The following is a 25,174-nucleotide window of genomic DNA, read 5'->3' on the forward strand; positions in this document are numbered from 1 at the left end:
ACCAACTCGCTTATGGCTCGACTTTCGCCGCCCAACACTCCGTCATCACCCCTCACCCCCCAACATATTCCTGGCCAATTGATTACCCGCTTCAACCAGCGGATGAATCACGAAGTCGGCGCCGGCGCGGTTTAGTTCGGGTTCTTCGTCCTGGTGGTGGCACAGCGTGCCGATTCGGCCTTTGAAGCCGCGTTTGCGCAGTTGGCTGATGGCGAGCAGACGGGTTTCGACCTCCGGTACGGTAACCACAACGCCCTTCATTCGCTCCAGGCGCAATCCGCTCCACAGCTCGCTGTCTTCGGCATCGCCGTAGACCACGCGCCGGCCCTCGGCCAACAGGTTTTCCAATACGGTGGGGTCGGCGTCCAGGCCCACTACCCGCTGCTCCTGAGCCGACAAGGCCTGGTAGGCCGATAAGCCGGTACGGCCCATGCCGATCACCAGCCATTCGGCGACGCCGAAGGATTCCGGCAATCGGTCCGGATTGCCGGTTTTCTTTTCGAAGCGCACCAGAAACGGTTCGAACCAGGAAAACAGGACGTGCGAGTAGCGGTTCAGCGGCGCCGCAAACGCCAGCGAGCCGGCCACCGCCAGACTGATGACGGCATTCCATTCGCCGGGCAGTAAGTTGGCGTCCACCACGGCTCGGGTCGTAATCAGCGCAAATTCGCTGTAGGTGGTTAACGCCAGCGTCGAGACGAAAGCGGTGCGCGCCCGTAGCCCAGAAAACAGGAACAAGCCGAAAAACAATATGCCTTGCACCGGCAACAGCGCCAACAGTTGCAGCGCCATGAACACTTGTTCCCGGCTGGGGAGATCGCTGATACCGATCTGCAGAAAAAACGCCACCAGGAACAGTTCTTTCAAGCTCCACAAGCGGTCGGTCAACTCGTGGATTTTGGCATGGTTGGCCAGCATGATGCCGGTCAGTAACGCGCCGATGTCGGCCGATATCCCCGATTTCTCGGCGGCAACGCCACCGGCCAAAGCCAGGGTGACCCCCAGGAGCAGCAATAGTTCGGACGAACGGCTGGCAGCGAGCATCCGATGGGCCAGCGGCCGCAGCAGCGGCAACAAAAACAAGGCCAACGCCCAATGCGTCGGCTGTTTGCCTTCCGCCACCGCCAGCAGCCCGATGGCGACGATATCCTGCAAAATCAGAATACTCATCACGTCGCGGCCGTGCAGGGACGACAATTCGCCGTTGTCTTCCAGCACCTTGATCGCCAGCACGGTACTCGAAAAAGCCAGACTGACGCCCAGCACCAAGCCGCCGGTGACGTGGCGCTCCAACCAGAAAAATACCAGCGCCGAAAAAAACGTGGTCATCAACAGGTGGGCGCCGCCGACGCTGATCACCTCGCGCCGGATTAACGAAGCCGGCTTCAACTTCAACCCGACCGAAAACAACAGCAGTTCGATGCCGATCTCGGCGATGTGGTTCAGATCGGCCAACGGCGCGACGCCGAGCGCATTCAGGGCATAGCCGGCCGCCAGATAGCCGACTAACGGCGGAAACGACAACCTGCTGGCGACCAGGCCAGTCAGATAGGCTGCGCTAATCCAAATCAATTCCATCATGTTCGATAACTTTTAAAATCTGAATGTTTAGTCTCGGCAACGGTTCGCGGCCGCCAACAGCGTTTTATATCACGGCTTGGCCGACACCGAGCTTTGCCGGTAGCCGGTAAATGCCGACAATCGATTGAAATTGCGCCGCCACCCCCGTTATGATTGGTCTCGAGCCAGTCACCCGTGCCCCGCGCGGCATTCCTACCAGCCGGAGCCCCGATTATGAAACATCCCGAATTTCCGCTCAGCGACGAATTGATCTACTTGAACCATGCCGCCGTGGCGCCGTGGCCGAAACGCACCAGTGCCGCCGTCATCGCCTTTGCCGAGCAAAACCGCGACTGGGGTTCGCATTACTACCCGGATTGGCTGAAAAAAGAATTGCTGATTCGGCGCCAGTTCAAGGAACTGCTCAACGCGGCGTCGGCCGACGATATCGCCCTGGTCAAAAACACCTCGGAGGCGCTGTCCTTCGTGGCCTGCGGCCTGCCCTGGCAAGCCGGCGACAATATCGTCTCCAGCAACGAAGAGTTCCCCTCCAACCGCCTGCCCTGGCAAGCCCTGGCGGCTCGGGGCGTGGAATTCCGCGAGGCCGACCTGCGCAGCGCGGCGACGCCGGAAGACGCGCTGTTTGCGCTGGTAGACCAAAACACCCGGCTGCTGACCGTCAGTTCGATCCAGTTCGGCTCCGGTCTCAGAATGGATTTGGAGCGGATCGGCGAATTCTGCAAGCGGCGCGGCATCCTGCTTTGCGTCGACGCGATTCAAAGCCTGGGTGCGGTGCAATTCGACGTACAGGCCTGCCAGGCCGATTTTGCGATGGCCGACGGCCACAAATGGCTGTTCGGCCCGGAGGGCTTGGGCGTGTTTTACACGACACCTGAGGCTAGGGAGCGGCTGAGTTTGAGCCAGTACGGCTGGCACATGATGAAGGACACCCACAACTACGAGAACCGGCCCTGGGAGATTCACCCCAGCGCCCGCCGCTTCGAATGCGGCAGCCCGAACATGCTGGGGATTCAGGCCCTGTCGGCCAGCCTGTCGTTGTTATTGGAGACCGGGATGGCAACGGTGGAAACGCTGGTGCTGGAACGCAGCGACTTTTTACGCCACGCCATCCGCAACCAGCCGAATCTGTTATTGCTTTCCGAAGCGGCGCCCAGACTGAAGTCCGGCATCGTCGTGTTCAAACACCGCCAAGCCGGTAACGAGACGCTGTACCGGCATCTGCAACAACATGGCGTGGTCTGCGCCTTGCGCGGCGGCGGCGTGCGTTTCTCGCCGCATTTTTACAATTCTCTGGACGAAATCGGCCGCGCCTTGACGATTGCCGCCGACTGCCCGCCGGCTGACTAAGCCTTAGTTGCGCCAGTACAGCGCCGCCAGCGCCAACCCGGCCAACCCGGCAAATTGCCAGGCGATGTCGGTTTCGGTCTGCCCCGGTTCGGCAAAGCCGCTCTGTGCCAGCGCCAAACCCAAGCTTTCCGCATCCAGCAGGCGCTGATAGCGCAAGCCGCTGTCGCCGGCCAATTTACGCAGATAGTCCTCGTGCAAGCGGCTCAAATGCTCGTCGCCGCTCACTGCCCGACTGCCGAACGGCGCGTTGCGGGCGTCGTAGCCTTCGATTTTTTCCGGATTCAAATCGGACTCGCCGAAGGTGGAGCGGTGCGGTACATCTTCCGGCCGGTAAAACCCCAAACGCTTGCCGTTGGCATCGAATTTCGGAATCGGCGCCGCCTGGTCGCCGCCGACGCCGACGATCAAGCCCTTGACTTGACCTTTGAATACGGTCAAATCCGGCTGGTAGCGCGGATTCGGCGGCGGCGCTTCCTGGCCGTCACTGAAAAATACCAAACTATCCCGGCCGTTTTTGAAGGCTTCCAGCGTCGATGCTAGGCCGGAGGCGATGCGGCTGTCCGCCGCCCAAGCCATGCGCCAATCCAAGGCCGCGATGGCCGCATCGATTTCGGCAAAGCCGGCACAGACTTCGATCGGTTCGAACAACACTACCGAACGCCGTTCGGTAAACACGCCCAAACCGACTTGCGATTGGCAGGGCAAGGCCAGCAGTTGCCGGCGCAGGGTCTGCTTGACGAACTCCAGCCGGCTGACGGACTGGCCGTCGATCTGGTAGTCCTCGGTGTTCATGCTGCGGGTGATGTCGACGACTAACACCAGCCGGTACAAGGGCTGGCGGGCAACGCGGGTCGGCCCGGCCGCCGCGACCAGGGCCAGCGCCAGCGCCGCGGCCAACAGCCAGAAACGAAAATCCTTGACTAGCGTCATTGGCAATAGCTCCGGCTGGGAAACCTAGCGACTGGATTAGCGAATGCCATGTTCCAACCTGAAGCTGGGCATTACGGCAATCCGCGCGGAAAGCCCGGCAACGAAGTCCACAGCTCGGACTTTTGCGAACCGTCGTCTTCCTGATTGCCGCTGTTGATCCGGTCCATTTCCGGCAGTAAACGCATCGCCACTTCCAAATTGTATTTGGCATCCCAAAAGCCGGGGTCGGCGGCCAGCGCCTCGCGGTAGGCCTGTTTGGCCAAGCCGACCAGCGGCGTCGCACTATCGACACCGCCTGCCTTCAACTTTTCCTGGGCCTGGGTCAGATACAGATTGCCCAGATTGTAGCGGGCCTGAGCGCGCAAGGCCGGCGGCGCCTGCTGCAACAACAGGTTCAAGGTCGCCAACGCATCGTCGTAACGCCCGGCTTTGCGTAAATACACCGCCCGCGCCAGTCGCAACGCCGGATCGGCATTGGCGAAATCCTCGACCGCGACATCGCGTCCGGCCAGCAACTGCCCGATCAGCCGGTTTTGCCCGGCAATTCCGGCCCAGAGCCAGGCCTGGCTCAGCGCCACCGCCAGTGCGGCGGCCAGCGCGGTCCACCAAAAACCGTGTTTGATGCGTCGGATCAACATTTGGCCTCGCAAGCTTTAATAGCGATCAGGAGTAACAACAGCAACGCCGCGCTGCGGTAGCACAGCGGCGCCAAATCCTGCTTCGGAATCCGTTCGAAATAATGCAGCGGTTGCTGTTCCAGCCGGTTGATATCCTCGATCGCCTGCCGCATCGCGCCGGGGTCTTCCGCTTGATAGGCCTGATAAGGAATGTGCAGGCTGGAAAAGAACAAATGCAAATAGCGCTCCGGCATGGCCTGGGCGTTGTCGTCGCGCGGATCGCTCGGCTGGTCGAACAGGCCGGGGCTATTGGCGGTGCGCAAAAACACCCAGTACAAACGTACCTGCTGGCGCTGAAACAATTCTCTGAGCTTGGCTTCGCTGTCCGGATCGATCACCGCGGCGCCGTCCGACACCAACAAAACGATACGGGCGCCGACCGCCGGGCGTTGGTCGAAGTAGGACAAGGCCAGCGCCAAGCCCTTGCTAACGTTGGTATAGGCCAGCGCCGGCCGCGCGGTTGCGGCGATGGCGGCCGCGACGGCCTGCTTGTTTTCGGTCAGCGGCGTGACGAATAGCGGCGAGGTACTGTAAGCGGCGACGCCGATCAAATCGTGTTCGCGGCGCTCGACGAATTGGCTCAGCAAACGCCGGGCGGCGGCGGCCTTGCTCTCCGCCCCGCCGGTTTCGGCGGCGGTACCGGCAAAGGTCTGATCCATGCTGTTGCTACGGTCCAGCAGCAACACGATATGCGCGCCGTGGCCGATGCGCTCGACCTGCTGTTCGGTGCGATAAATCCCGGCCATCCCCAGTACCAGCCCCGCCAAGGCCAACGCACCCAGCAGCCGGATGGCGGCGTCGACCGCCAGCGATAGCCCGTCCGCCGGTATCAGGTCCAACGCCGGATGGCCGGCTACGCGCTGGCCGTAGCGCAGCAAGGGCAACGCACAGAGCAGCAGGCCGGCCAGCAGCCAGGGTTGTTCGACGGCCAGATTCACCGGCTGCCCCGCTCTATGGCCCGGCACCAGCCGCACAGTTTTTGCAGTCGGTCCAAATCGGCGCTGGCCAAGTCCGGCTGCCCGGCAAAGAAAAACCGGTTGGAGTAATCGAAAAACCAGACCAGTTCGGATTGGATTTGGCCGAATTCGGGATGCGCCCGCAAAAAGTCCGGCAAACGATGACCGAATACCGGTGCACCATAAGTCGCATTAAACGCGCTGTGCAAGGCAGCCAGTCCGGCAGCCAATTCGGCCGGCGCCAAGCGACGCAAACGCTTTTCGGCGGTTTTGAACGGACTGCGCCGGGCAAACCAGGGCAGATAACCGTACTGCCGCGCCAGCTTCAAGCCCAACACCGCCGCGGCCGCCAGCGCCAATGCCAGATTGGTGCGCACGGCAGCGGTCGACAACAAGGCCGGCGGTTGATCCGGCCGTAAATATTCGCCGTCGACATCCTGCCGGGCGATCAATTCCCGCAACGGCGCCAGCGTGAACTGCCACGGCGGCACGCTTTCCTCCACGGTTTGGCCGTATTGACTGAAGCGCAAGGCAAAGCCGGGGATGGTCAGGGCTTTCACTTCCAGCGGCGCATAAAACACCTGGTATTCCAGGTCGATCCGGTACGCGTCGGCACCGGCCTCGACCAGTTCGATCCGGCGCAGATTCAACCAACGGTTCAGCGGGCCGGGCTTGGGCAGGCTGGCCGGCTGCAGTTGCACGCCGGGCCGGGTCTGCACCAGAATCCGCATCGGCACGGTATCGCCGATCTGATAACCGAACGGCCGCGGCGTTTCCAGATTGAAGGCCTCGACCGGCCGACTCGGGCCGCCGGCACATGCCGCCGCCAACGTTGCCGCGCTCGCCAACACCACCAGACGCGAGAATGCTGCTAGGTATCGGCACGACTTCACGCTGCCCGCTCCAGGAAATAACGATTGAATTGTTCGACCCGGTAACCCTGTTCGATGAACAGCGGTTCGCTGCCGGCGGCGCGAAACAAACGCTGCAACAGGGACCGGCGCCGGCTGTAGGCTAGCTCGATGCGCCGTTTCAGGGCCGGCCGCAGCCACAATCGCCGGCGGCGACCGCTTTCCGGATCTTGCAGTGCCAGCAACCCCCAATCCGGCAAGGCGTGGTATTCGGCGGCGTCCCAGATCAACAACGGCACCAGTTCGTGGCGACCTACGCTCGCCAATAAAGCAGGCAATTGCGCGGTCGGCCAATGGCCGTCGCCGAGCAAAAACAACAAGGCCCGCCGCCGCGGCAAGTAAGCGCCGGCCTGCCACAAACCTTGGCAGCCGCGTTGCTGCGGCAGTTGTTCGAGGATGCCGCTCAAGGACGATAACCAACTCAGATCGCCGCCGGGCGGCGCATACAACAAGGGCTTCTCGTCGGGGCCGAAACCGGCAAAACCGATCCGATCGCCGCAAGCCAAAGCCGATTCGGCGATAGCGCGAATCAGGTCGATCATGACTTGGCGTTTATCGAAAACGCCGCGGTAAGCCAGCGACGCCGATAGGTCCGCCAGTACCATGACCTCGACCCGGTCGTGTTCCTGGTAGGCCTTGACCCGGTATTGGCCGAACGGATCGAGCAGGCTGGCGCGCAAATCCAGCCGGCGCGGATCGGGCCGGGCCAGTAGCGCCTCATGGCGTTTGAATAATTGGCCGTTGCCGACCATCTGGCCGGGATGGGCGCCGGGGTATACCTCGACGGCCGGTCTGGGCAAGCGATAGCAAAAAGGTTCGATACGGGAGGCCATGGCACGGTTAGCCGGAGAGATGCTGACGGGTTGAGGTCTGGCTATTGGGTGACGACGACCTGCACCACCAGCCCGGTCACCAGCAAATAACCCGGCAAGGCATATTTCAGCGGCGCATTCACCAGCAGCTCCACCACGCCGGAATAACCGCTCTGATTTCGGCTGTAAATCGCCTCGCCCAGCAGCCACAGCAGCGAGTCCAATATCAACAGCGCAACAATGGTGAAGAAGCCGACGTCGCTGAACAGGAACGACTTATTGGCCAACAGCGAAATACGTTCGTTGGTATCGAAAAAGTTGGCGGTCAAAATGCCGATCATCAACGCCCCTTCGTCGAACGCGACCAGGAAGAAGGTGTAGGTAAAGCGGCGCAAGCGCGCCGAAAATCCGGCCAGTTGCGGCAAGCGCAAGGACAAGTACAGCACCGGCACGCTGACGCAAAACAGCAAAATGCCGATCACCGACAACAAAATCCAGAACTTGAAGCCGACCGCGTCATTCAGCGCGCTGGTGTAGTAAGCGGCGTACGGAATGTCGGAATAGGCGTCCAGCATGCTGGCAATCAAGGAACTGATGATGCCGACACCGGACCAGGTCAAATAGGTTTCCAGCAAATGGCCGAGCCCGGCGTGCGGGACCAGTGCGGGTAAAAATCGTTTCCAATCCATAAGTTTAGGGTGCGGCGATGCGCTGCAAGATTTGGTTGACCAGTTCCGGAAGCAAGACCTCCCGGCGATAGGCGTAAATGGGGTTTAAAAACAGGCGATGGCTCATGGTCGGCGCATACACGGCCTGCAAGTCCTCCGGCCACAAGCTGTCGCGGCCTTCCAGCCAGGCCCTGACCTTGGCCGCACGAATCAGATAGCTCATGCCGCGCGGGCTGGCGCCGGATTGCAGCAATTGGCCGATGTCGACGTCGCTGACGCTAATGCCGTAAGCCTGCGGCTTGGCAGTCGCCTGCCACAACTCCTGCGCATATTTGTGCAGGGCCGGCGCGGCCTGCACCCGCTGTTGAATCGCTGCGCCCAGCGCGTTCAGGTTTTGATAACCGATCCCCGACGCCGGCATCGCCTCGATCAAGGCATCGACATCGTGGAAACGCGGGTCGAACATCAACTGATCCAGTACCGCGTCGTCATCGGGCGCGGCGATGTTGATTTCCATCAGAAAGCGGTCGCGGGCGGCGGCCGGCAATTCGAAGGTCTCCTCGCGTTCGACCCGGTTGCGGTCGGCGAATACCAGCATGTGCGGCATCCGGTATTCGCGGTTGAAGGCGCCGACGGCGCGCTCGGCCATCACCCGCAGCAGCAGCGAATGCACTTGCGGCCGGGCGCGATTGATTTCGTTGAAGAAAAATACCGCCAGTTCCTCGCCCTGTTTCAGCAGCGGCCCCGGATCGACCCGCGGCCGGCCGTCCTGGTCGAGGTAGGTGTAATACACCAAATCCGACGGCATCAGATCGATCGTGCCCTCGATGCGTTGGTAACGGCCGCCCAAGCCCTGAGCGACGGTACGCAGCAAGGTGGTCTTGCCGACGCCGACCTGGCCTTCCAATAACACGTGGCCGCGGGCGAACACCGCGATGGTCAGGTTGCGCACCGCGGCCTGCTGGCCGATCACGATGCGGTTGATATGCCGTTCGAAATTCAGGGCCTGTTCGCACCCGTCGCTGAGTTGATGTTCTGAATTCATAGTCATAAAAAAGCCCCGGCGCATTACTTTGCCGGAGCAGAGTGGTTTTATCCTGTTGGGATGCGTTTACCGCACAGTCCGTTGCCGAGAATGCTTGGGGAGATAGACCGGAATAAGCTGAAAACGCCGGAAACGCCTATCGGCTTATTCCGGCCTACGCCTCATCGACACGCTCATCCGGGACCGAATAACAGGTTTATGATCGGCAATCGCGGAAATTAGGCCCCGCCTTCCCTGGCGGCTTCCTAAGGGTTCGATAAAGCCTGGTCCGGGTTATTTATCTTCCACGTCGTAAACGAACTTGCCGGTTTTCGCCAGAACTTCGGTGCGTTTGGCGTTACGCGCTTCCATTTCCTTGATCGACTGGGCTTGTTTGTTCAACTCGTTCGGATCGTGTTTCGGGTCGTATTTACTGCCGGCCACTTGCGCCGGATAACCCGGTTTCGGTTCCCAGCAGTTGCCGGCTTCTTTGCATTTGGTGCCGTCGTAGGCTTTCGCCGTGCCGGACAGCCCCAGGGCCAGCAATACCACACCTAACAGTACTAATTTGTTCATGTTGATCTCCTGATAAATCAATTAATATCCCTCACCCCACCCCCTCTCCCAATGGGAGAGAGGGCTTTTTTTGGCCTGTTGCGATTTAAGCGGTTAGGGGTTATCTCCCCTCTCCCTCTGGGAGAGGGGCCGGGGGTGAGGGTGTTTATTTCAACCACTCCGCCTTCTTCGGATCGCCCTTATAAATGCTGCGCAAGAACGCCATGATGTGCAGCATGTCGTCGGTGCTGAAGTTGACGTATTGCGGGCCCATCATGCCGTTGGCGCCGCCGAACAGGATTTCGAACAAGCCCTGGTCGGTCAGACCGCGCGGATAGGTCCAGTAGTCGTCGGCCAGACCGGGACCCAGCTTGCCTTCGGCTTCGTGGCCGTGGCAGCCGGAGCAACCGGTCATGTACAGACTCTCGCCCTTCTTGGCGGCTTCGGCGTCGCCGTTGTAAGGGTTTTTGCCGGTCTGCATGAATTGCTTGAATTTGTCGGTATTGCCGCCTTTCTTGGCGAAACTCAAATCCAGCGCTTCGCCGGTCAAGGCATGGCGCAAAGTGATGTCGGCCTGAACGGCGGACACCGTTGCCAGCGACAGAGTCAGCGCTACGCCGTTGAAAAATGTCTTCAATTTCATTAAATGATTCCTGTTAGTTCATGGACAAGGCGCTAGCGGGTTCCTCCAGCAGCGGAATACCCTCCGCTTCCAGCAGTTCCTCGATATCGTCCTGTTTCTCGCGCACGATTTTGTTCAATTGCTCCAGCAACGCTGTATCGCCTTTGCGCACCCCGATCGCGGTGCTGTAGTGCAGACCGACTTTTTCGCCGTCGGCACGCTTGGCGTTATCCGGGATCAGCGTCATGGTCAGCGGTGTCGCCGCAGCCTTCACGTAACGCGCCGCCGCCGGTCCCCACAAAATCGCGATTTCGGCTTTGCCGGATGCCACTTCGTTGACCAGCTTGTCGTTGTCGTATTTGACGTACTGGTTACGCTTGGACTTGAAGCCGGCCAGTTCCTGCTGGTAATTGAACATGTCGTTGTAACGGCCGATGGTCCGCAACATAGTCTCGGCGGGGGTACCCGGCGCGAAAGCGATGCGTTTGGCTTGTTTCAGTGCCGGACTGCCCCAGTTCTGCAGATCCAGCGCGTCCTGCTCGCGGCTGATAAAGACGTAACCGGAGCGGTAATACGGCGCCGTGGTCAGCAGGCGCGGATCGCCGGCATCGACACCCATCACCACATCGCACAAGCCCTTGTCCAGGTAGTCGCGGATGAAGTAACGCGGGTCGGTCCAGGTCACCGTTTCCAGCTTGCGGCCCATTTGCTCGGCTACGTAGTGCGCCAGCTTGTTCTCGAAGCCCTCGCCGGCTTGGTTGGCATAAGGCATTTCGTTTTCGGCGGTGCAGACTTTCAACGCCGGTTGCTCGGCTTGGGCCGTGGCAAAACCCAGGCCCAGAGCCAATGCGGTAAAAATGCGGATAGTGTTTTTCATGTTTTCCAGTTCTGACGTAGGGTGGGCACCACGTGCCCACCGAATTCGGCAACCAGGTGGGCATTGCATGCCCACCCTACGATTTACAGCGAGAACACCATCACGCCGCCGCCCATTTGGGTGTAGTGCGCCAATTCCTTGAACGCACCCACCGCGCCCAGACCGGCGGTCGGGTCGGCCAGGTCGAATACCAGGCCAACGCCCGGCCAGCCGCCGACACCGTAGTAAATCGCAACATACTGTTTGTTGTTGTGTTTATAGGTGATCGGGTGGCCGATAACGCCGGAAGGCAGTTTGAACTTCCACAGCTCTTCGCCGGTTTTGGAGTGGCGGGCTTTGATGTAGCCGTCCAGAGTGCCGTAGAACACCAGGTCGCCGGCCGTAGCCATGGTGCCGCCCCAGACCGCGAATTTCTCCTGAACTTCCCATTCCATTTTGCCGGTGACCGAGTTCATGGCTTTGACTTGACCCAGGGTGCCTTTCGGGCCCGGATACATGTTCAAAGTCGCGCCGACGAAGAATTGGCCGGCCCGGTAAGGCAGCATGAACGGTTCCCAATCCATACAAATGTGGTTCACGCCCATGAAGAACAGTTGCTTGTTCGGGTCGTAAGACTCGATGCCCTGGTTGTGGTAACCCATCGCCGACGGGCAGATGCCGGTGGCTTGGTGATCCATGTGGGTCGAATATTCCGGATCGCGCACCGGCAGACCGGTTTTTAGATCGACTTTTTTCACCCAGTTGACAGTGTCGTCGATCTTGAAGGCATTGATCAGATCGCCGTTTTCCCGGTCCAGGGTGTAAACGATACCGTTACGGTCCGGGTGGGTCAGCAGCTTGCGTTTCTTGCCGTCGACCACTTGCTCGGACAAGCCCATGTAGTTAACGCCGGCATAGTCCCACTCGTCGTGCGGGGTTTTTTGGTAGCCGAATTTAGCTTCGCCGCTGTTGATGTCGCGGCCCCAGATGGTCATGGTCCATTTGTTGTCGCCGGGACGCATGGTTTCGTTCCACGGTGCCGGGTTGCCGGAGCCGTAGTACAACATTTCTAACTCAGTGTCGTAAGCGTACCAACCCCAGTTGGTGCCGCCACCGATTTTCCAGGCGTCGCCTTCCCAGGTTTTCAGACCCAGACCGAACTGGCCGTAATGCGGGTTAGCTTTGTTGAAGTCTTTCGACAATTTGATGTCTTCGTCCGGACCGGTGGCGTAAACCCGCCACTCTTGCTTGCCGTCCTTGATGTTGAAGGCGGTAGCGTAACCGCGCACACCCAGCTCGGCGCCGGAGGAACCGACGATGACTTTATCCTTGGCCACGAACGGCGCCACGGTCAAGGTCGAACCCATCGCGATATCGGAGTTTTCCATTTTCCAACGCAGCTCGCCGGTCTTGGCGTTCAAAGCCACGACGTGACCGTCCAACTGGTTCAAGAAGATCGTGGCCGGATAATCCTTGCCGGCCGGAGCATAGGCCAGACCGCGGTTGACCACGTCGCAGCAGGCAACCGCGCGGGCCGCCGGGTTTTGTTTGGGTTTAAACTGCCACAGGATCTTGTCCGGCTCGTTCAAATCGATCGCGAACACGTTGTTCGGATACGGGGTGTGTACGTACATAATGCCGTCTACCACCAGCGGCCCGCCTTCGTGGCCGTTCAGTACGCCGGTCGAGAAAGACCATGCCACTTTCAGGTTCTTGACGTTGTTGGCGTTGATGTCGATCATCTCGCTGAAATGGGTGGAGCCGTAATCCTTGGTCTGCATCACCCAATTGGTGTTTTGTTTGGAAAGTTGCTCCAGCTCTTTATTCGCTTGCGCCGATTGCGGCACGCTCAACGCTGCTCCGGTCAAAACGGCCGATGTCGCCACGTTCTTGGCAAACCGTGAAATTTGCATGAATCCTCCTATGTTGTTTATTAGAGTGCATGGCCCGGCAAATCGGTTGGTTAGGGGAGCCTTCCGTTAAAAGCGGATACGCGACGGGCGTATCCGGGCAAAATCAATAGCAAGATGTGCTTTGATTTTGGCGTTTATCCGTTAACGCGAGACGCCGCAGTACGGCAATCTCCTGACTTTTTCAGATCAGCAGTCTCGATCAATTCGCACACATCATTGACTTAGACCTACCGGGCCATGCTGACGGGAAATGGTAAAGAAACCGCCCGGCCCGGCGTTACGGAATAATCCACGAAAAGCACGGGAAAATCGCGTGAAAAGCAGCGGAATCTTTCCCATCGCCAACCAACTGCAAACAGGAAAAGCTCCCATGGTTTCGCACATCAAAAAGCGGCATGATGGCCGCGGCCGCGAGCATAGAAACGGCCGGAAACGATTCAGCAATCCGCGAAAGAGGAAGTATTGCCTGTGGCAAACAAAATCAGCGTGTTACTGGTGGACGACCACGCCGTGGTCCGAGCCGGTTACAAGACCTACCTGTCGCTGTCGGAACGCATCGGCGAAATCTACGAAGCCGACCGCGGCGAGACCGCCTGCCAGATTTATTCCAGGCACACCCCGGACGTCGTCGTGATGGATTTATCGATGCCCGGCCTGGGCGGTCTGGAATCGGTGCGGCGCCTGCTGAGCCGGCACCCGGCTTGCCGGATACTGGTCTTCAGCATTCATAACGAACTGGTCTACGTCACCCGTGCGATCAAAGCCGGCGCCAGGGGCTACATCACCAAAAACAACGAACCGGACACCTTGGTCACCGCCGTCTGCGCCATCGCCGAAGGCAACACTTACATCGATCCCGACCTGGCCCAGCAATTGGCGGTCAACATGGCGGTAGGCCAGGACGAGTCGTACAAAATCAAATCGCTGTCGCCGCGCGAGTTCGACATCTTCTGCCTGCTGGCCAACGGCCTCAGCACCCGCGAAGCGGCGGAGAAACTGTGCTTGAGCTACAAGACGGTCTGCAACCACAGCACCGCGATCAAGGAAAAGTTGGGCGTGAAAACGATGTCGGAAATGACGTTGCTCGCCAGCCGGCAGGGGATTGTTAAGAGTTCGGCGGCTTGAGATATGGAGATTGGTTATCAAGACAGAGGTCAACTGGTGCCGCTGTCCGGGGGCGCTTAGCAAACCCTAACCATCAAGTGCATCCAGCTTGGCTTGCACCCATTTCAAATCGTCTGCAAATTTCGGCACCTCCGGCAATACGGCGGTCAAACGCTGACAAATCGCCAAACTCTCGGCATAGGCGGCACGAGCCGCTTGCAGCCGGCCCTGGGCTTGCTTGATGTCGCCGACATTGTTCAACGACAGGCTCAAGTCGCGCAGGGTTTGCGGGGCGTCGCCCAGCGCAGTGCGCAGTTGCTTGCGAAGTTCCAGGCTTTCCGCATAGGCGGCGCCGGCCGGTTCCAGCCGGCCCAGGGCTTGCTCGACGTCGCCGAGCTTGTTCAACGACACGCTCAAGTCGCGCAGGGTTTGCGGGGCGTCGCCCAGCGCGCTGCGCAGTTGCCGACGCAGCTCCAGGCTTTCAGCATAGGCGGCGCCGGCCGCTTCCAGTCGGCCCAGGGCTTGCTCGACCTCGCCGACATTGTCCAACGCCACGCTCAAGTCGCGCAGAGTTTGCGGGGCGTCGCCCAGCGCGCTGCGCAGTTGCCGACGCAGCTCCAGGCTTTCGGCATAGGCGGCGCCGGCCGCTTCCAGCCGGCCCAGGGCTTGCTCGACGTCACCGACATTGTCCAACGACACGCTCAAGTCGCGCAGGGTTTGCGGGGCGTCGCCCAGCGCGCTACGCAGTTGCCGGCACAATTCCAGGCTTTCGCCATAGGCGGCGCCGGCCGCTTCCAGCCGGCCCAGGGCTTGCTCGACGTCGCCGAGCTTGATCAACGACACGCTCAAATCGCGCAGGGTTTGCGGGGCGTCGCCCAGTGCGCTGCGCAGTTGCCGGCGCAGTTCCAGGCTTTCGCCATAGGCGGCGCCGGCCGCTTGCAGCCGGCCCAGGGCTTGCTCGACGTTGCCGACATTGTCCAACGACACGCTCAAGTCGCGCAGGGTTTGCGGGGCGTCGCCCAGCGCGCTACGCAGTTGCCGGCACAATTCCAGGCTTTCGCCATAGGCGGCGCCGGCCGCTTCCAGCCGGCCCAGGGCTTGCTCGACGTCGCCGAGCTTGATCAACGACACGCTCAAATCGCGCAGGGTTTGCGGGGCGTCGCCCAGTGCGCTGCGCAGTTGCCGGCGCAGTTCCAGGCTTTCGCCATAGGCGGCGCCGGCCGCTTCCAGCCGGCCCAGGGCTTGCTCGACGTCGCCGACATTGTCCAACGACACGCTCAAGTCGCGCAGGGTTTGCGGGGCGTCGCCTAGCGCAGTGCGCAGTTGCCGGCACAATGCCAGGCTTTCCGCATAGGCGGCGCGGGCCGCTTCCAGCTGGCCCAGGGCTTGCTCGACGTCGCCGAGCTTGCTCAACACCACGCTCAAGTCGCGCAGGGTTTGCGGGGCGTCGCCCAGTTCGTTACGCAGTAGCCGACACAATTGCAGACTTTCCGCATAGGCGGCACGGGCCGCTTCCAGCTGGCCCAGGGCTTGCTCGACGTTGCCGACATTGTCCAACGACACGCTCAAGTCGCGCAGGGTTTGCGGGGCGTCGCCCAGCGCACTGCGCAGTTGCCGGCGCAGCTCCAGGCTTTCGCCATAGGCGGCGCCGGCCGCTTCCAGTCGGCCCAGGGCTTGCTCGACCTCGCCGACATTGTCCAACGACACGCTCAAGTCGCGCAGGATTTGCGGGGCGTCGCCTAGTGCAGTGCGCAGTTGCCGGCACAGTTCCAGGCTTTCGGCATAGGCGGCGCCGGCCGCTTGCAGGCGGCCCAGGGCTCGGTCGACGTCGCCGGCGTAATTTAAAGCGACGCTGTAATTGCGCAATTGGTCCGATGGCGTATTTTGCGGTTCGGCTAACGGCTTCAGCAGCGGCAACAGTTGCCCGACGATTTGGCCGGCGGCGGCGTAATCCATGCGCTCCACAGCCGCTGCGGCGGCGGCGAAACCGGCCACCGCCGCCAAGCGGGATTTGTCGGCGGTGGTTTGCCAGAGCCGCTGCCATTCGCGTTCCGCCGCCGAGACTTGGCCGCCAGCCGCCGCAACGGCCGGGGCTGCGGATTCGGGTTCGCGGGCGGGCGGTTGTTGGAGCGCCGGCAGCGGCAAGTCGGCGGTAAAGCAGCGGATACTCCACAAGTCCGGCAGCATGACGGGCACTTCGGGGCGCAATTCGGCGGGCAGTACCAGCACCAACGGGCAGGCCATGTCCCGTTCCAGCAAAAAACGCCGTTCGTTGAGGCGGGACAACAATTGCCAGACCGCCTGGCGCTGGGCGGCACCGTCCAGCCGCGCCTCCAGCCACAGCGGCGGCCGGGCGGCGACCAACGGCCGATACCCAAACACCGCTGCCAAGGTGTCGTTCAATTGTTCGGGATGCTGTAAAACCAAGTGCCGCGCCGGCAAGGTATTGAAAGCCAGCAAATCCGACAGGCGTTGGCGTAGCGCCTCGGCCGGGGCCGGATGGCGGCTGAACAATATCGCCAGTTTGAAGCCGTCCGCCCACTCCAGATGCGGGCGCAGCCGGCGCCAGATAGCGTCCAACTCCGCCCGATAGGCAGAATCAGCCGCCACGGGCCACGCTGTCGCGCAGCAGCGGGTGTACGTCGTACCAATCCACGCCGTTACGGTAATTGAGCAGATATTTGCCTTCGATCAGGCGAGCAAAGTCCGGCAGTTTGTCCAGGCTTTCCAAGGGCCGTTCATGGGTATTGAGTACCCGCGACAATTTTTGCCTGTCGTCGTCGGCCAACGGCATGTCGTTGCGCAAGGCGCTTTCGGCGGCATTTAATACGCTATCGGGCAGCGGCAGGCTGGTTTGGTACAAAGCCTCGGTAATGCTCAAACCGACCATGCGGAAAAAGTCGCGCAGGTCGCCGCCGGAGTTGGCGGCCAGCCGCAGCAATTGTTCCCCGGTAAAAAATTGGCTCCATTCCGGAAAACGGCGGCCAACCACTTCCACCATGGCATTCAGCCCGATTGCCGAGGGTTTTGGCGCTTCGCCGTCCTCAGGGCGGTTTTCGTAAACGTGGACACTGGGTAGCATGTAAATCCGCCCGCCGGAGTATAGCGCCGCCAAATTGCCGGCCAACGCGGTCAAATACGGCGGCACGGTGCAAACCAAATATAACGGCGGCAAGCGCAGCTTGTCGGCGTGGCCGGAAAATATGGTTTCCACGCTTTTAAACACTTTCCCCACGTCTTCGCTATCGCCAACCCCACGCAAACGCTCCACCGAATCCAGCAACAGCACCACTTTTTTGGCCGGATCGCCGCTTTGTTGGCGGATGTAATCGACGGTGCTTTCCACGAATTGGCGGGATTCCTGCATCAACTTGGCAACGTGGCCGCGGGTACTTTCCTGGAGCTTTTGCTTGAAGGTCGGGTTTTCGCGCAAGGACATCTTCAGGCTGGCTTTTACGTCGCCTCCCGCTTCCAAACCGAGTTCGTCTGTCTTGACTTCACTTTGCAAGAAATTCCAAACCCGTTCGAAAAAGCCGATCCGCGCCGGGTCGTCGCCGAAACGTTGTTCGACTTTTTCCGACAAGCCGCCCAGCATGCTGATCAGAAAGTCGGTGATTTCCACCGCCATGGTCAGGTTGAGATATTCGGCCATGTCCACGTAAAACACTTCGCAACCGGAGCCGCGCAACATTTCGGCCAGCCGCATCAATTCGGTGGTTTTGCCGGTGCCACGATTGCCGGAAAACAGATAGGTACCGCCGCCTTCGTCGAAATCGATACGGTCGGCCAGCACTTGCACCAACGCACGTTCCGAGCCGTGCAAACCTTCAACGTAAAGTGCCTGGCTAACGCCTCGTTCGATTAACGGATGGTCGCCGAAAACCACCGGCTTGGTCGCATCCAGCGCGTTGAGGCATTTTTTGATTTTTGGGCGTAACGCCTTGGGGTCGATCATGAGTTACCGGTCATTTTCGTCATTACCATTAGGTGCTTAATAGTAGCACGGGCGTTGGATTTCCAGGTCTCCCTCGTTCTACCTGGGAACCGTTTGACGGGACGCTGCGCCTCTTCAACAGCATAGCGATTGAATCGGCGTTTCGGACGCCAAATCGCCGGAAAAATGATTTTTTGGTTCTCCTCACCCTGCCCTCTCCATCAGGAGAGGGTTATTGCAGCTTCGCCACTTTCTGCATGGATGCAAGAGGTAGAGCAACGCATGGAGCAATTGCCGAGGCCACGCAAAAGAAAGTATCTCGGCTGTCGGGCCGAGACCCGACATAAAAAACAAACCCGTCGCGACAGCGACACAACTGACGTCTACAGACGGACAAAACAGCGGCCGCTACTTCTCCAATTTGGCTTTAAGCCCATTCAAACCATCTTTAAAAAACCGGGTCATAGCCTCGACCGCGGCGGCGTCGCTGAGGTTTTCCGGCGGGGTGTTGCCGGTGTCGCCGCGGTAGAAGCGGCTTTTCAGCGTGACGACAGTGGAATCGGCGCTGTCGCCGTGCGCGACTTTCAGATCGACGGTGTGCGAGCTGGTCGGCAAGGCTTTGACGTTTTCGGTTTTCAGCCGGTAGCTGTATTCGTGTTCGGCGTCGTTGTAGTAGTCGAGTTCTTCGACGATGCTTTCGCCGTTTTGGAAGGTCAGTTTGCGGGTACCGCCGGACTGGTTTTTAGCGTCGCCCTCGGCCGCCTTCAAATCCGGATGCCAATGGCCGATATCGTCGAAGTTTTTCACCGCTTCCCAGACCTTGGCGACCGGCGCCTGAATCGTCACGCTTTCTTTGGCCTTTTGCGGGGTCGGGCCGTGGGCCTGAGCTTGGCTGCAGAGCAGAGAGAATCCGAGGGCGTAAATGATCTGGCGCATACTAAATACCGGTAAAAGTTAAAACCGGCATTATCGGCAAGCGCGCACATTCTGCCTTGGGAAGAATGCCCGTTATGCGCTAGGCAGTTTTCATTTATTAAACCAGCCCTGTGGTGTCTGACCTTCGATTCGGGGCTGTTTGAACCCGATGCGATGTCGCCCTCCCACACCCTCGGGACCAACGGTTTCAGGGCCGGCAAGCGCCGGTCGGCTCAGGCCGGCTTGCTGATACCCAAACGCTCCATCCGCGAACGCAACGTGGTTGACGGCACACCGAGGATTTTGGCGGCGCCCTGGTTGCCGGCGATGCGCCAGGAGGTGGCTTCCAGCGCTTTCAGAATGTGCTGGCGTTCGGCTTCGTCCAGCGTCACGATCGGCGCTGAGCTCGTCGCCCCGACCGGAGCGGTGGTATGCACGCATTCGACGTTGGCCAGTTGCGAGCCGTTGGTCAGGATCACCGCGCGCTCGATGATGTGCTGCAATTCGCGGATATTGCCGGGCCAGATGTAGCTTTGCATGTCCGACATCAGCCGATCCGGAATCGCGGTGATCTTCTTGCCGAATTTGGCGGCGTATTTGTTGATGAAATGCCTCACCAGATGCGGGATGTCTTCCTTGCGTTCGCGTAGCGGCGGCAAATGAATCGGAAACACGTTCATCCGGTAATACAAGTCGGCGCGGAACCGGCCCTCTTGAGAGAACTGGGCCAGATCGCGGTGGGTCGCGGCGATGACCCGCACGTCGCATTTCAGGGTTTGGGTGCCGCCGACCCGTTCGTATTCGCCCTCCTGCAATACCCGCAGCAGTTTGGCCTGCATTTCCAGCGGCAGTTCGCCGATTTCGTCGAGAAACAGCGTGCCGCCGTTGGCCAGCTCGAACCGGCCCAGTTTGCGGTTGATCGCGCCGGTGAAGGCGCCCTTTTCATGACCGAACAATTCGCTTTCCGCCAGGTTTTCCGGAATCGTGGCGCAGTTCAATTTGACCAGCGTCTTGTCCTTGCGCCCACTCAGATTATGGATTGCCCGGGCAATCAACTCCTTGCCGGTACCGGTTTCGCCGGTGATCAAAACCGTCGCGTCGGTCGCCGCCACCTGCTTGACCAGGGCCATGGCCTGACGCAGGCCGGCCGAGTTGCCGATCAATTCCTCGCCGTCGCGGCTGGCCAGGACTTCCTCCTGCAGGTAGGAGTTGATGCCGCGCAGGGTATAGCATTCGGCTTCCGCCTGCTCCCGCGCCTTGCGTTCGTTGATGTCGCGCAGAATCAGAATGTAGAGCTGCTGCCCGGAGGCTTCGACCCGCGATATCGTGGCTTCGATCGGGAATTCGCTATCGTCGCCGCGGCGGGCGGTCATGCCCTCGGATATCCAGATCGCCTGTTTGGCCGGCACGCCAGCGCGAAAGTTGGTCACGGTCTTGTACAGCTCCGGCGACAGGAAGCGATCCACCGAACGGCCGATGTTGTCGCCGGCCTTGCAGCGGAACATCTGCTCGGCGGCGGCATTGAACATGGTAATCCGCCCGTCCTGGTCCAAGGCCAGAATCGCATCCATCGCGTTTTCGAAGATACGCGACAGGCGTTGCTCCTTTTCCTGCAGCTCGGATTTGAGCTTTTGCAAGGTCAGATGGGTTTGTACCCGGGCGATGACTTCCTCGTACTGAAACGGCTTGGTGATGTAATCGACCGCGCCGACATGAAAGCCCTGCACCTTATTCGCGGTATCGGCCAGCGCCGTCATGAACAACACCGGAATCTCGCGCGTGGCCGGATGACTTTTCAATGTGGCGCAAGTGGTGAAACCGTCTACGCCCGGCATCAGCACGTCCAGCAACACCAAATCCGGCTGCCGGCTTTTCGCCAATTCCAGCGCGGTTTCGCCGGTTTCGGCGCGCAGCACGTCGAAGCCGGCATCGTTCAGTAGAAACGCCAGCTCTTCCAGGTTCACCGGGTTGTCGTCCACCATCAAGATGGTGGGTTTGGCGTCGGACCGGGCGGAGTTTGTCATACGCTGTGCTCAGCCAGGAAGGTTTGAATTTCAGGCTCCAGACGCCGCATCGCCACGTGCAGCAACGGCAAATCGGTTTCGGCATCGTCGAATGCGGCTTCCAGGCCGCTACTTTCCAGGCGCTGGGCGATCTGACCGAATTTGAAAGCGCCGATGCTGTTGGCCGAACCTTTCAGAGTATGCGCCGACAGGCGCAAGGCTTCGCCATCTCGGCGTTTGATCGCCTGGGCGGCGTCTTCCAGCAATCCCGACGACTGCTCCAGAAACAGGGACATCATCTTGGCCAGCAACTGGTTACGGCCGCGCACCCGGTTCAGGGCCTCCTGCCATTCCAGCGCCGGCGGTTCGGCCGCCGCCCCGCCATCCTGCTGCGTACCAAGCTGTTCCGCTGCCATGTTCCAACACTCCACAGTTGCCAATAATTCCTGTTCCTGCACCGGCTTGGCGATGTAATCGTCCATCCCGGCGGCCAGACAGCGTTCGCGGTCGCCCTTCAGGGCATGGGCGGTCATCGCCACGATGCGCTGGCGTTTGCCGGTTTGCGCTTCCGCGGCCCGGATCGCCTGGGTGGCCTGAAAACCGTCCATCACCGGCATTTGCACGTCCATCAGGATCAAATCGAATTGGTCCTGCTGCAAAATATCCAGCACTTCCTGGCCGTTATTGGCAACCTGGACGCTGTGGCCACGTTCTTCCAACAAGGCCACGGCCATAAATTGGTTCACCGGATTGTCTTCCGCCAACAAAATTTTCAGCAAGCGCGGCGGCTTGGCCAACATTACAGGCTGGTTGCCGGTTTGCCGTGAATCCGCCTTGCCCAGCGCGGACTGGATCGCATGCCACAATTCGGAGTGTTTGACCGGCTTGCGCACGTACAAATTGATACCCAAATCGCGACAGCGTTCGGAATCGTCGGGACGGTCGGCCGAGGACAGCATCATGATCGTCACCGGCTCCAGCCGCGGGTCTTCCCGGATCGTTTTCGCGACCATGAAGCCGTCCATGATCGGCATCATCGCATCGAGCAGGATCAGGGAATAGGTGCCGCCGGTTTCGGCCATGCGCTGCAAGGCCTCGATCGCCGCTTCGCCGCTGTCGACCGTGGTCGGCGCCATGCCCCAATGGTGCAGGATTTCCTCGAACACCCGCAAATTGATGTTATTGTCGTCGACGATCAACACCGGCAGGCCTTTGACGTCGATCAGGGCCGGCGCCGCGGCATCGGCTTCGCTGCCGGTATAACGCTCGAACCAGGCGCTGAAATAAAAGGTGCTGCCTTTGTGCTCCTCGCTTTCCAGCCATAACTGGCCGCCCATCAATTCGACCAGCCGCGACGAGATCGATAGCCCGAGTCCGGTGCCGCCGAATTTGCGGGTCGAGGAGGCGTCGATTTGAGCGAAGGCCTCGAAGATTAATTGTTGTTTGTCGTGCGGAATGCCGATGCCGGTGTCCTGCACCGCAAAATGCAGCCGCACCCGGTCGTCGTTGACCGCCTCGGGTTTCACCTGCAATACGATCTCGCCGTGTTGGGTGAATTTGATCGCATTACCGACCAAGTTGATGATGACCTGATTCAAACGGCCGATATCGCCCATCAGATCATCCGGGGTTTCCGGGTCGATACGCAGCATCAGTTCCAGGCCCTTTTCGTGGGAGTGGCCGCCCAGCAGCTTCAAGGTGTCGCCCAGACTCTCGCGTAATTTGAACGGTGCGTGGTCCAACTCCAGCTTGCGGGCGTCAATCTTGGAAAAATCCAGAATGTCGTTGACGATGCGCAGCAAGGCGTCGGCCGAACTATTGGCCATCCCCAAAAACTCGCGCTGTTGCGGCGTCAATTCGGTACGCAGGGCCAAACCGATCATGCCCATGATGCCGTTCATCGGCGTGCGAATCTCGTGGCTCATGTTCGCCAAAAACTCGGTCTTGGCGCCGGCCGCCTGCAACGCCGCATCGCGGGCCGACACCAAGGCCAGCCGCATTTTTTCCAGATGCTCGGTCAAGGCCAACACTTCGCTGATTTTGGTACCGGAACTGAATTGGCGGGCGTGGTTGCCGGCGGCGATCTGTTCGGCTTCGTCGCGCAAACGTTCCAACGGGCTGACCAAACGGCGGCCGAACAAACCGACGACCAGCAGCGACAGCCCCAAATAAACCGCGACGAAATAGGCGCTGCGCTGGTAAATGACGACAATGTCGTGCCGCACCTGGCGTTCGTCGTAACCCAGCCGCAGCATCACCAGCGAACCGTCGCTAGGGTTGGCGACCGGCACGGCCAGAAAATAGATGTCGTCGCCGTGTTCGCCGAAAAAAAAGTCTTCCTGGAATTGCTGTTCGGCGTTGAGTTCGACATCGGCGTGCAATTCGCCGCTCTCGCTGACGATGTCGGCATAGGCCAGGCGGCCGTTCAGCAAAAACTCGCCCAACAATTCCTGCAGCTCCCGGCTTTTGGCACCGCCCAGGCGCGGGGCGATCAAATTCCCGAACAACAGCGCGTCGGACCGGACGAAATTAACGAATTGCTCTTCGACGCTGGGTTTGATCACCCGGTAAATGCCGAACAACAATACCGGCACCAGCAACAGGTGAATGCCGACCACCGCCAAAATCATCCGCCCATTGAAACTGTGAAAAAACCGCATCATTCCGCTGCTCCTTGCCATAACACGTTTACCGCTTTGATACCTTGATTGGCCCGCACCTGGTCTTCCCACAAATAGGTCACGGTGCCGGGGTGCTGCTGCAATGCCGCCAGCAAATCTTTCAGATCGCTATAGCTCTCCGGCCGTTTGCCGCCCAAGCGAAACACGACCGAGATCGTCTGGTTTTCGTAGGCGTTGGCCGACATGAATGCGACTTTTTGCAGAAAGACTTCGTAAATCAGCGGATCGCTGGTATTGAGCAACGGCACCGGCCGTTCGCCGTCTTTTTCCAGCGGCACCCCGAGAAACAGTTTCCTGGCCTCCTGCACGGTCAGCACCGGAATCGTCGAGGCCGAACCGGTCACCAGCACCAAGGATTGTCTGGTAACCGCCTTCAGGCTTGGCACGCCCAGCAGAATCACTAATCCGAACAGGTACAAGCCCCGGCGCAGTTTCATGGGAATACCGCGCTCCACTGAAACATCACCACGCCGAAATGGTCGTCGCGCAAATGGTCGCGCGAGGCCTCGACCTTCAACGCCATGTTGTTATTGACTTTGTAGCGTACGGCGCCCATGAAACGGTCGTCGACGAATTTGGGAAACATCGCCAGATAGGGGTCGCGGTTGGCGCCGAACGTCCCTTCGACCCGGCCGACCAGGGTCCAGCTCGGTAAAACGTCCCATTCGACCTGACCGTAGGCGCTGAGAAAGTCGTCGTTCTTGGCGCCGCCGTGCGGGTTTTCCAGCCGGTTATTGACATAGACCAGTTCGCTGAGCAGTTTGACCGACTCGATCTGATGATTGGCGTAGGCGGTGGCGACGTATTGGGTGACGTTGTTGACCGCCAATTCGTCGGAATGGATCTGGTTGTAAGCGCCGGAGATGCCGTACTCGTCGACGCCGAAACTGACCGGTTGATAACCGAGCCGGAACGAAGCGGCCGGCCGGTGCGAGCCGGCCGGTTCGACCAGATTGAAGGCTTCCAGGCCGCGGTTGATTTGCGGGCCGGCGCCGGCGCCGATCGTGTAATAAACCCCGCCTTCGCCGAGCTGGTGCACGCCTTCCCACAGAAAACCGGTCAGATGGTAGGGAATTACGCCGCCGGCGGTTTCGAAGGCCATGATGCCGGGCCGGCTGATCGTGGTCTGCAAAAACGCGCCGTGGTGGAATTGCATGTTCCAGAAACCGATCGGGTTATGAAACCGCCCCAGCCACAGGCTGGATTCGTCGCCGAGGTGCAGGCCGAGTTGAAAGCGTTCCAGGTTATGGGTTTTGCTGCTGACCAGCCATTCGCCCAGAAAACGGAAACGCTGGTAATCGGCGGTGTAAAACACGTTGATCGCGGGGATCACGTCGCCGGTACTGAGCTTCTTTTGCGGCTCCTGGTCGTAGCGGACGATGCCGGTCAGATCCGGAAACAGCAGCAGATCGCCCGGCAACAGGCTGGAATCGGAACTCGAGGGATGGCCGGCGTGACCGGCGTGGCCGAGGCCGGCCGCTTGCACCGAACCGCCAGCGGCGGCCAAGCCGCAAATAGCCGCAGCCAGCATTCGCAGGTTACGGGAAAAGTTCACTAAACGGTTCGGTCGCCGCATGTTGGGGAGTCTCTGCCGAAAGCAGCCTGGCTCGATTGCTATTGGTTGAAAGTACAAGTCCGGGTAAAAATTTAGCGGAATGTATCACATTTCCAAACATTGTTAACGC

At 60.1% G+C, this 25,174-nt stretch carries 21 protein-coding genes; 2 read left to right on the forward strand and 19 right to left on the reverse strand.

The genetic code is table 11. The features are described from left to right. Window positions 1-45: 45 nt before the first annotated feature. Complete coding sequence (locus tag ACH518_RS18715; protein ID WP_445371183.1) at window positions 46-1,581, reverse strand: cation:proton antiporter domain-containing protein; 1,536 nt, start codon at window positions 1,579-1,581, stop codon at window positions 46-48. Window positions 1,582-1,794: 213 nt separating this feature from the next. On the opposite strand from ACH518_RS18715, the gene ACH518_RS18720 reads away from it, so the two are divergent. Continuing rightward, the gene (locus ACH518_RS18720; protein ID WP_445371184.1) at window positions 1,795-2,928 is read left to right on the forward strand and encodes an aminotransferase class V-fold PLP-dependent enzyme; all 1,134 of its coding nucleotides are present in this window, start codon (window positions 1,795-1,797) and stop codon (window positions 2,926-2,928) included. 3 nt (window positions 2,929-2,931) lie between these two features. Here ACH518_RS18720 and ACH518_RS18725 read toward each other — a convergent pair whose 3' ends face one another. The 11 genes from ACH518_RS18725 to ACH518_RS18775 all read right to left on the reverse strand — a co-directional run bounded on the left by ACH518_RS18725 (window position 2,932) and on the right by ACH518_RS18775 (window position 12,852). After that, a complete protein-coding gene (locus tag ACH518_RS18725) occupies window positions 2,932-3,858 on the reverse strand; it encodes a vWA domain-containing protein (protein ID WP_445371185.1) in 927 nt (308 codons plus the stop codon). Window positions 3,859-3,929: 71 nt separating this feature from the next. Continuing rightward, on the reverse strand, window positions 3,930-4,496 hold the full coding sequence (locus ACH518_RS18730; RefSeq protein ID WP_140911129.1) for an MxaK protein: 567 nt from the start codon (window positions 4,494-4,496) through the stop codon (window positions 3,930-3,932). Next, the gene (locus ACH518_RS18735) at window positions 4,490-5,473 is read right to left on the reverse strand and encodes a vWA domain-containing protein (protein ID WP_445371186.1); all 984 of its coding nucleotides are present in this window, start codon (window positions 5,471-5,473) and stop codon (window positions 4,490-4,492) included. Before ACH518_RS18735 ends, ACH518_RS18730 begins: the two co-directional genes overlap by 7 nt. Continuing rightward, window positions 5,470-6,384 carry a nonribosomal peptide synthetase MxaA gene (locus ACH518_RS18740; RefSeq protein ID WP_445371187.1) on the reverse strand — a complete coding sequence of 305 codons (915 nt, stop codon included), beginning with the start codon at window positions 6,382-6,384 and terminating at the stop codon, window positions 5,470-5,472. Before ACH518_RS18740 ends, ACH518_RS18735 begins: the two co-directional genes overlap by 4 nt. Continuing rightward, complete coding sequence (locus ACH518_RS18745) at window positions 6,381-7,235, reverse strand: DUF58 domain-containing protein (protein ID WP_445371188.1); 855 nt, start codon at window positions 7,233-7,235, stop codon at window positions 6,381-6,383. The genes ACH518_RS18740 and ACH518_RS18745 overlap by 4 nt, the downstream gene beginning before the upstream one ends. 41 nt (window positions 7,236-7,276) lie before the next feature. After that, a complete protein-coding gene (locus tag ACH518_RS18750) occupies window positions 7,277-7,903 on the reverse strand; it encodes an MxaP protein (RefSeq protein WP_445371189.1) in 627 nt (208 codons plus the stop codon). 4 nt (window positions 7,904-7,907) lie between these two features. Further along, complete coding sequence (locus ACH518_RS18755) at window positions 7,908-8,927, reverse strand: AAA family ATPase (protein ID WP_445373017.1); 1,020 nt, start codon at window positions 8,925-8,927, stop codon at window positions 7,908-7,910. Between the two features lie 273 nt (window positions 8,928-9,200). Then, window positions 9,201-9,482 (reverse strand): methanol dehydrogenase, encoded by a 282-nt coding sequence (locus ACH518_RS18760; protein ID WP_140911124.1) that lies wholly within the window; start codon window positions 9,480-9,482, stop codon window positions 9,201-9,203. A 145-nt stretch (window positions 9,483-9,627) separates the two neighbouring features. After that, on the reverse strand, window positions 9,628-10,104 hold the full coding sequence (gene moxG, locus ACH518_RS18765) for a cytochrome c(L), periplasmic (RefSeq protein WP_140911123.1): 477 nt from the start codon (window positions 10,102-10,104) through the stop codon (window positions 9,628-9,630). A gap of 13 nt (window positions 10,105-10,117) precedes the next feature. Further along, the gene (gene moxJ / locus ACH518_RS18770; RefSeq protein WP_445371190.1) at window positions 10,118-10,960 is read right to left on the reverse strand and encodes a methanol oxidation system protein MoxJ; all 843 of its coding nucleotides are present in this window, start codon (window positions 10,958-10,960) and stop codon (window positions 10,118-10,120) included. 83 nt (window positions 10,961-11,043) lie between these two features. After that, a complete protein-coding gene (locus ACH518_RS18775) occupies window positions 11,044-12,852 on the reverse strand; it encodes a methanol/ethanol family PQQ-dependent dehydrogenase (protein ID WP_140911121.1) in 1,809 nt (602 codons plus the stop codon). 468 nt (window positions 12,853-13,320) lie between these two features. On the opposite strand from ACH518_RS18775, the gene ACH518_RS18780 reads away from it, so the two are divergent. Further along, entirely contained in the window at window positions 13,321-13,977 is a 657-nt protein-coding gene (locus ACH518_RS18780) for a response regulator (protein ID WP_445371191.1), read from the forward strand. A 66-nt stretch (window positions 13,978-14,043) separates the two neighbouring features. On the opposite strand, the gene ACH518_RS18785 is transcribed toward ACH518_RS18780, so the two are convergent. The 7 genes from ACH518_RS18785 to ACH518_RS18815 all read right to left on the reverse strand — a co-directional run bounded on the left by ACH518_RS18785 (window position 14,044) and on the right by ACH518_RS18815 (window position 25,044). Next, the gene (locus tag ACH518_RS18785) at window positions 14,044-16,566 is read right to left on the reverse strand and encodes a tetratricopeptide repeat protein (protein WP_445371192.1); all 2,523 of its coding nucleotides are present in this window, start codon (window positions 16,564-16,566) and stop codon (window positions 14,044-14,046) included. After that, the gene (locus ACH518_RS18790) at window positions 16,556-17,911 is read right to left on the reverse strand and encodes a hypothetical protein (protein WP_445371193.1); all 1,356 of its coding nucleotides are present in this window, start codon (window positions 17,909-17,911) and stop codon (window positions 16,556-16,558) included. The genes ACH518_RS18785 and ACH518_RS18790 overlap by 11 nt, the downstream gene beginning before the upstream one ends. A gap of 387 nt (window positions 17,912-18,298) precedes the next feature. Beyond that, window positions 18,299-18,826 (reverse strand): SRPBCC family protein, encoded by a 528-nt coding sequence (locus tag ACH518_RS18795; RefSeq protein WP_445371194.1) that lies wholly within the window; start codon window positions 18,824-18,826, stop codon window positions 18,299-18,301. A 212-nt stretch (window positions 18,827-19,038) separates the two neighbouring features. Next, entirely contained in the window at window positions 19,039-20,829 is a 1,791-nt protein-coding gene (locus ACH518_RS18800; protein WP_445371195.1) for a sigma 54-interacting transcriptional regulator, read from the reverse strand. Beyond that, on the reverse strand, window positions 20,826-23,471 hold the full coding sequence (locus tag ACH518_RS18805) for a response regulator (protein ID WP_445371196.1): 2,646 nt from the start codon (window positions 23,469-23,471) through the stop codon (window positions 20,826-20,828). Before ACH518_RS18805 ends, ACH518_RS18800 begins: the two co-directional genes overlap by 4 nt. Beyond that, on the reverse strand, window positions 23,468-23,926 hold the full coding sequence (locus tag ACH518_RS18810; RefSeq protein ID WP_140911115.1) for a hypothetical protein: 459 nt from the start codon (window positions 23,924-23,926) through the stop codon (window positions 23,468-23,470). Before ACH518_RS18810 ends, ACH518_RS18805 begins: the two co-directional genes overlap by 4 nt. After that, entirely contained in the window at window positions 23,923-25,044 is a 1,122-nt protein-coding gene (locus ACH518_RS18815; RefSeq protein WP_445371197.1) for a hypothetical protein, read from the reverse strand. The genes ACH518_RS18810 and ACH518_RS18815 overlap by 4 nt, the downstream gene beginning before the upstream one ends. Window positions 25,045-25,174 lie beyond the last annotated feature (130 nt).

It is taken from the genome of Methylomonas sp. HW2-6, from assembly GCF_052474525.1.

Bases quoted from the DNA above. Each gene is read 5' to 3' on its own strand.
- ACH518_RS18715 (WP_445371183.1), bottom strand. From the start codon at position 1,581: ATGATGGAATTGATTTGGATTAGCGCAGCCTATCTGACTGGCCTGGTC.
- ACH518_RS18720 (WP_445371184.1), top strand. From the start codon at position 1,795: ATGAAACATCCCGAATTTCCGCTCAGCGACGAATTGATCTACTTGAAC.
- ACH518_RS18725 (WP_445371185.1), bottom strand. From the start codon at position 3,858: ATGACGCTAGTCAAGGATTTTCGTTTCTGGCTGTTGGCCGCGGCGCTG.
- ACH518_RS18730 (WP_140911129.1), bottom strand. From the start codon at position 4,496: ATGTTGATCCGACGCATCAAACACGGTTTTTGGTGGACCGCGCTGGCC.
- ACH518_RS18745 (WP_445371188.1), bottom strand. From the start codon at position 7,235: ATGGCCTCCCGTATCGAACCTTTTTGCTATCGCTTGCCCAGACCGGCC.
- ACH518_RS18750 (WP_445371189.1), bottom strand. From the start codon at position 7,903: ATGGATTGGAAACGATTTTTACCCGCACTGGTCCCGCACGCCGGGCTC.
- ACH518_RS18755 (WP_445373017.1), bottom strand. From the start codon at position 8,927: ATGAATTCAGAACATCAACTCAGCGACGGGTGCGAACAGGCCCTGAAT.
- ACH518_RS18760 (WP_140911124.1), bottom strand. From the start codon at position 9,482: ATGAACAAATTAGTACTGTTAGGTGTGGTATTGCTGGCCCTGGGGCTG.
- moxG (WP_140911123.1), bottom strand. From the start codon at position 10,104: ATGAAATTGAAGACATTTTTCAACGGCGTAGCGCTGACTCTGTCGCTG.
- moxJ (WP_445371190.1), bottom strand. From the start codon at position 10,960: ATGAAAAACACTATCCGCATTTTTACCGCATTGGCTCTGGGCCTGGGT.
- ACH518_RS18775 (WP_140911121.1), bottom strand. From the start codon at position 12,852: ATGCAAATTTCACGGTTTGCCAAGAACGTGGCGACATCGGCCGTTTTG.
- ACH518_RS18790 (WP_445371193.1), bottom strand. From the start codon at position 17,911: ATGATCGACCCCAAGGCGTTACGCCCAAAAATCAAAAAATGCCTCAAC.
- ACH518_RS18795 (WP_445371194.1), bottom strand. From the start codon at position 18,826: ATGCGCCAGATCATTTACGCCCTCGGATTCTCTCTGCTCTGCAGCCAA.
- ACH518_RS18800 (WP_445371195.1), bottom strand. From the start codon at position 20,829: ATGACAAACTCCGCCCGGTCCGACGCCAAACCCACCATCTTGATGGTG.
- ACH518_RS18805 (WP_445371196.1), bottom strand. From the start codon at position 23,471: ATGATGCGGTTTTTTCACAGTTTCAATGGGCGGATGATTTTGGCGGTG.
- ACH518_RS18810 (WP_140911115.1), bottom strand. From the start codon at position 23,926: ATGAAACTGCGCCGGGGCTTGTACCTGTTCGGATTAGTGATTCTGCTG.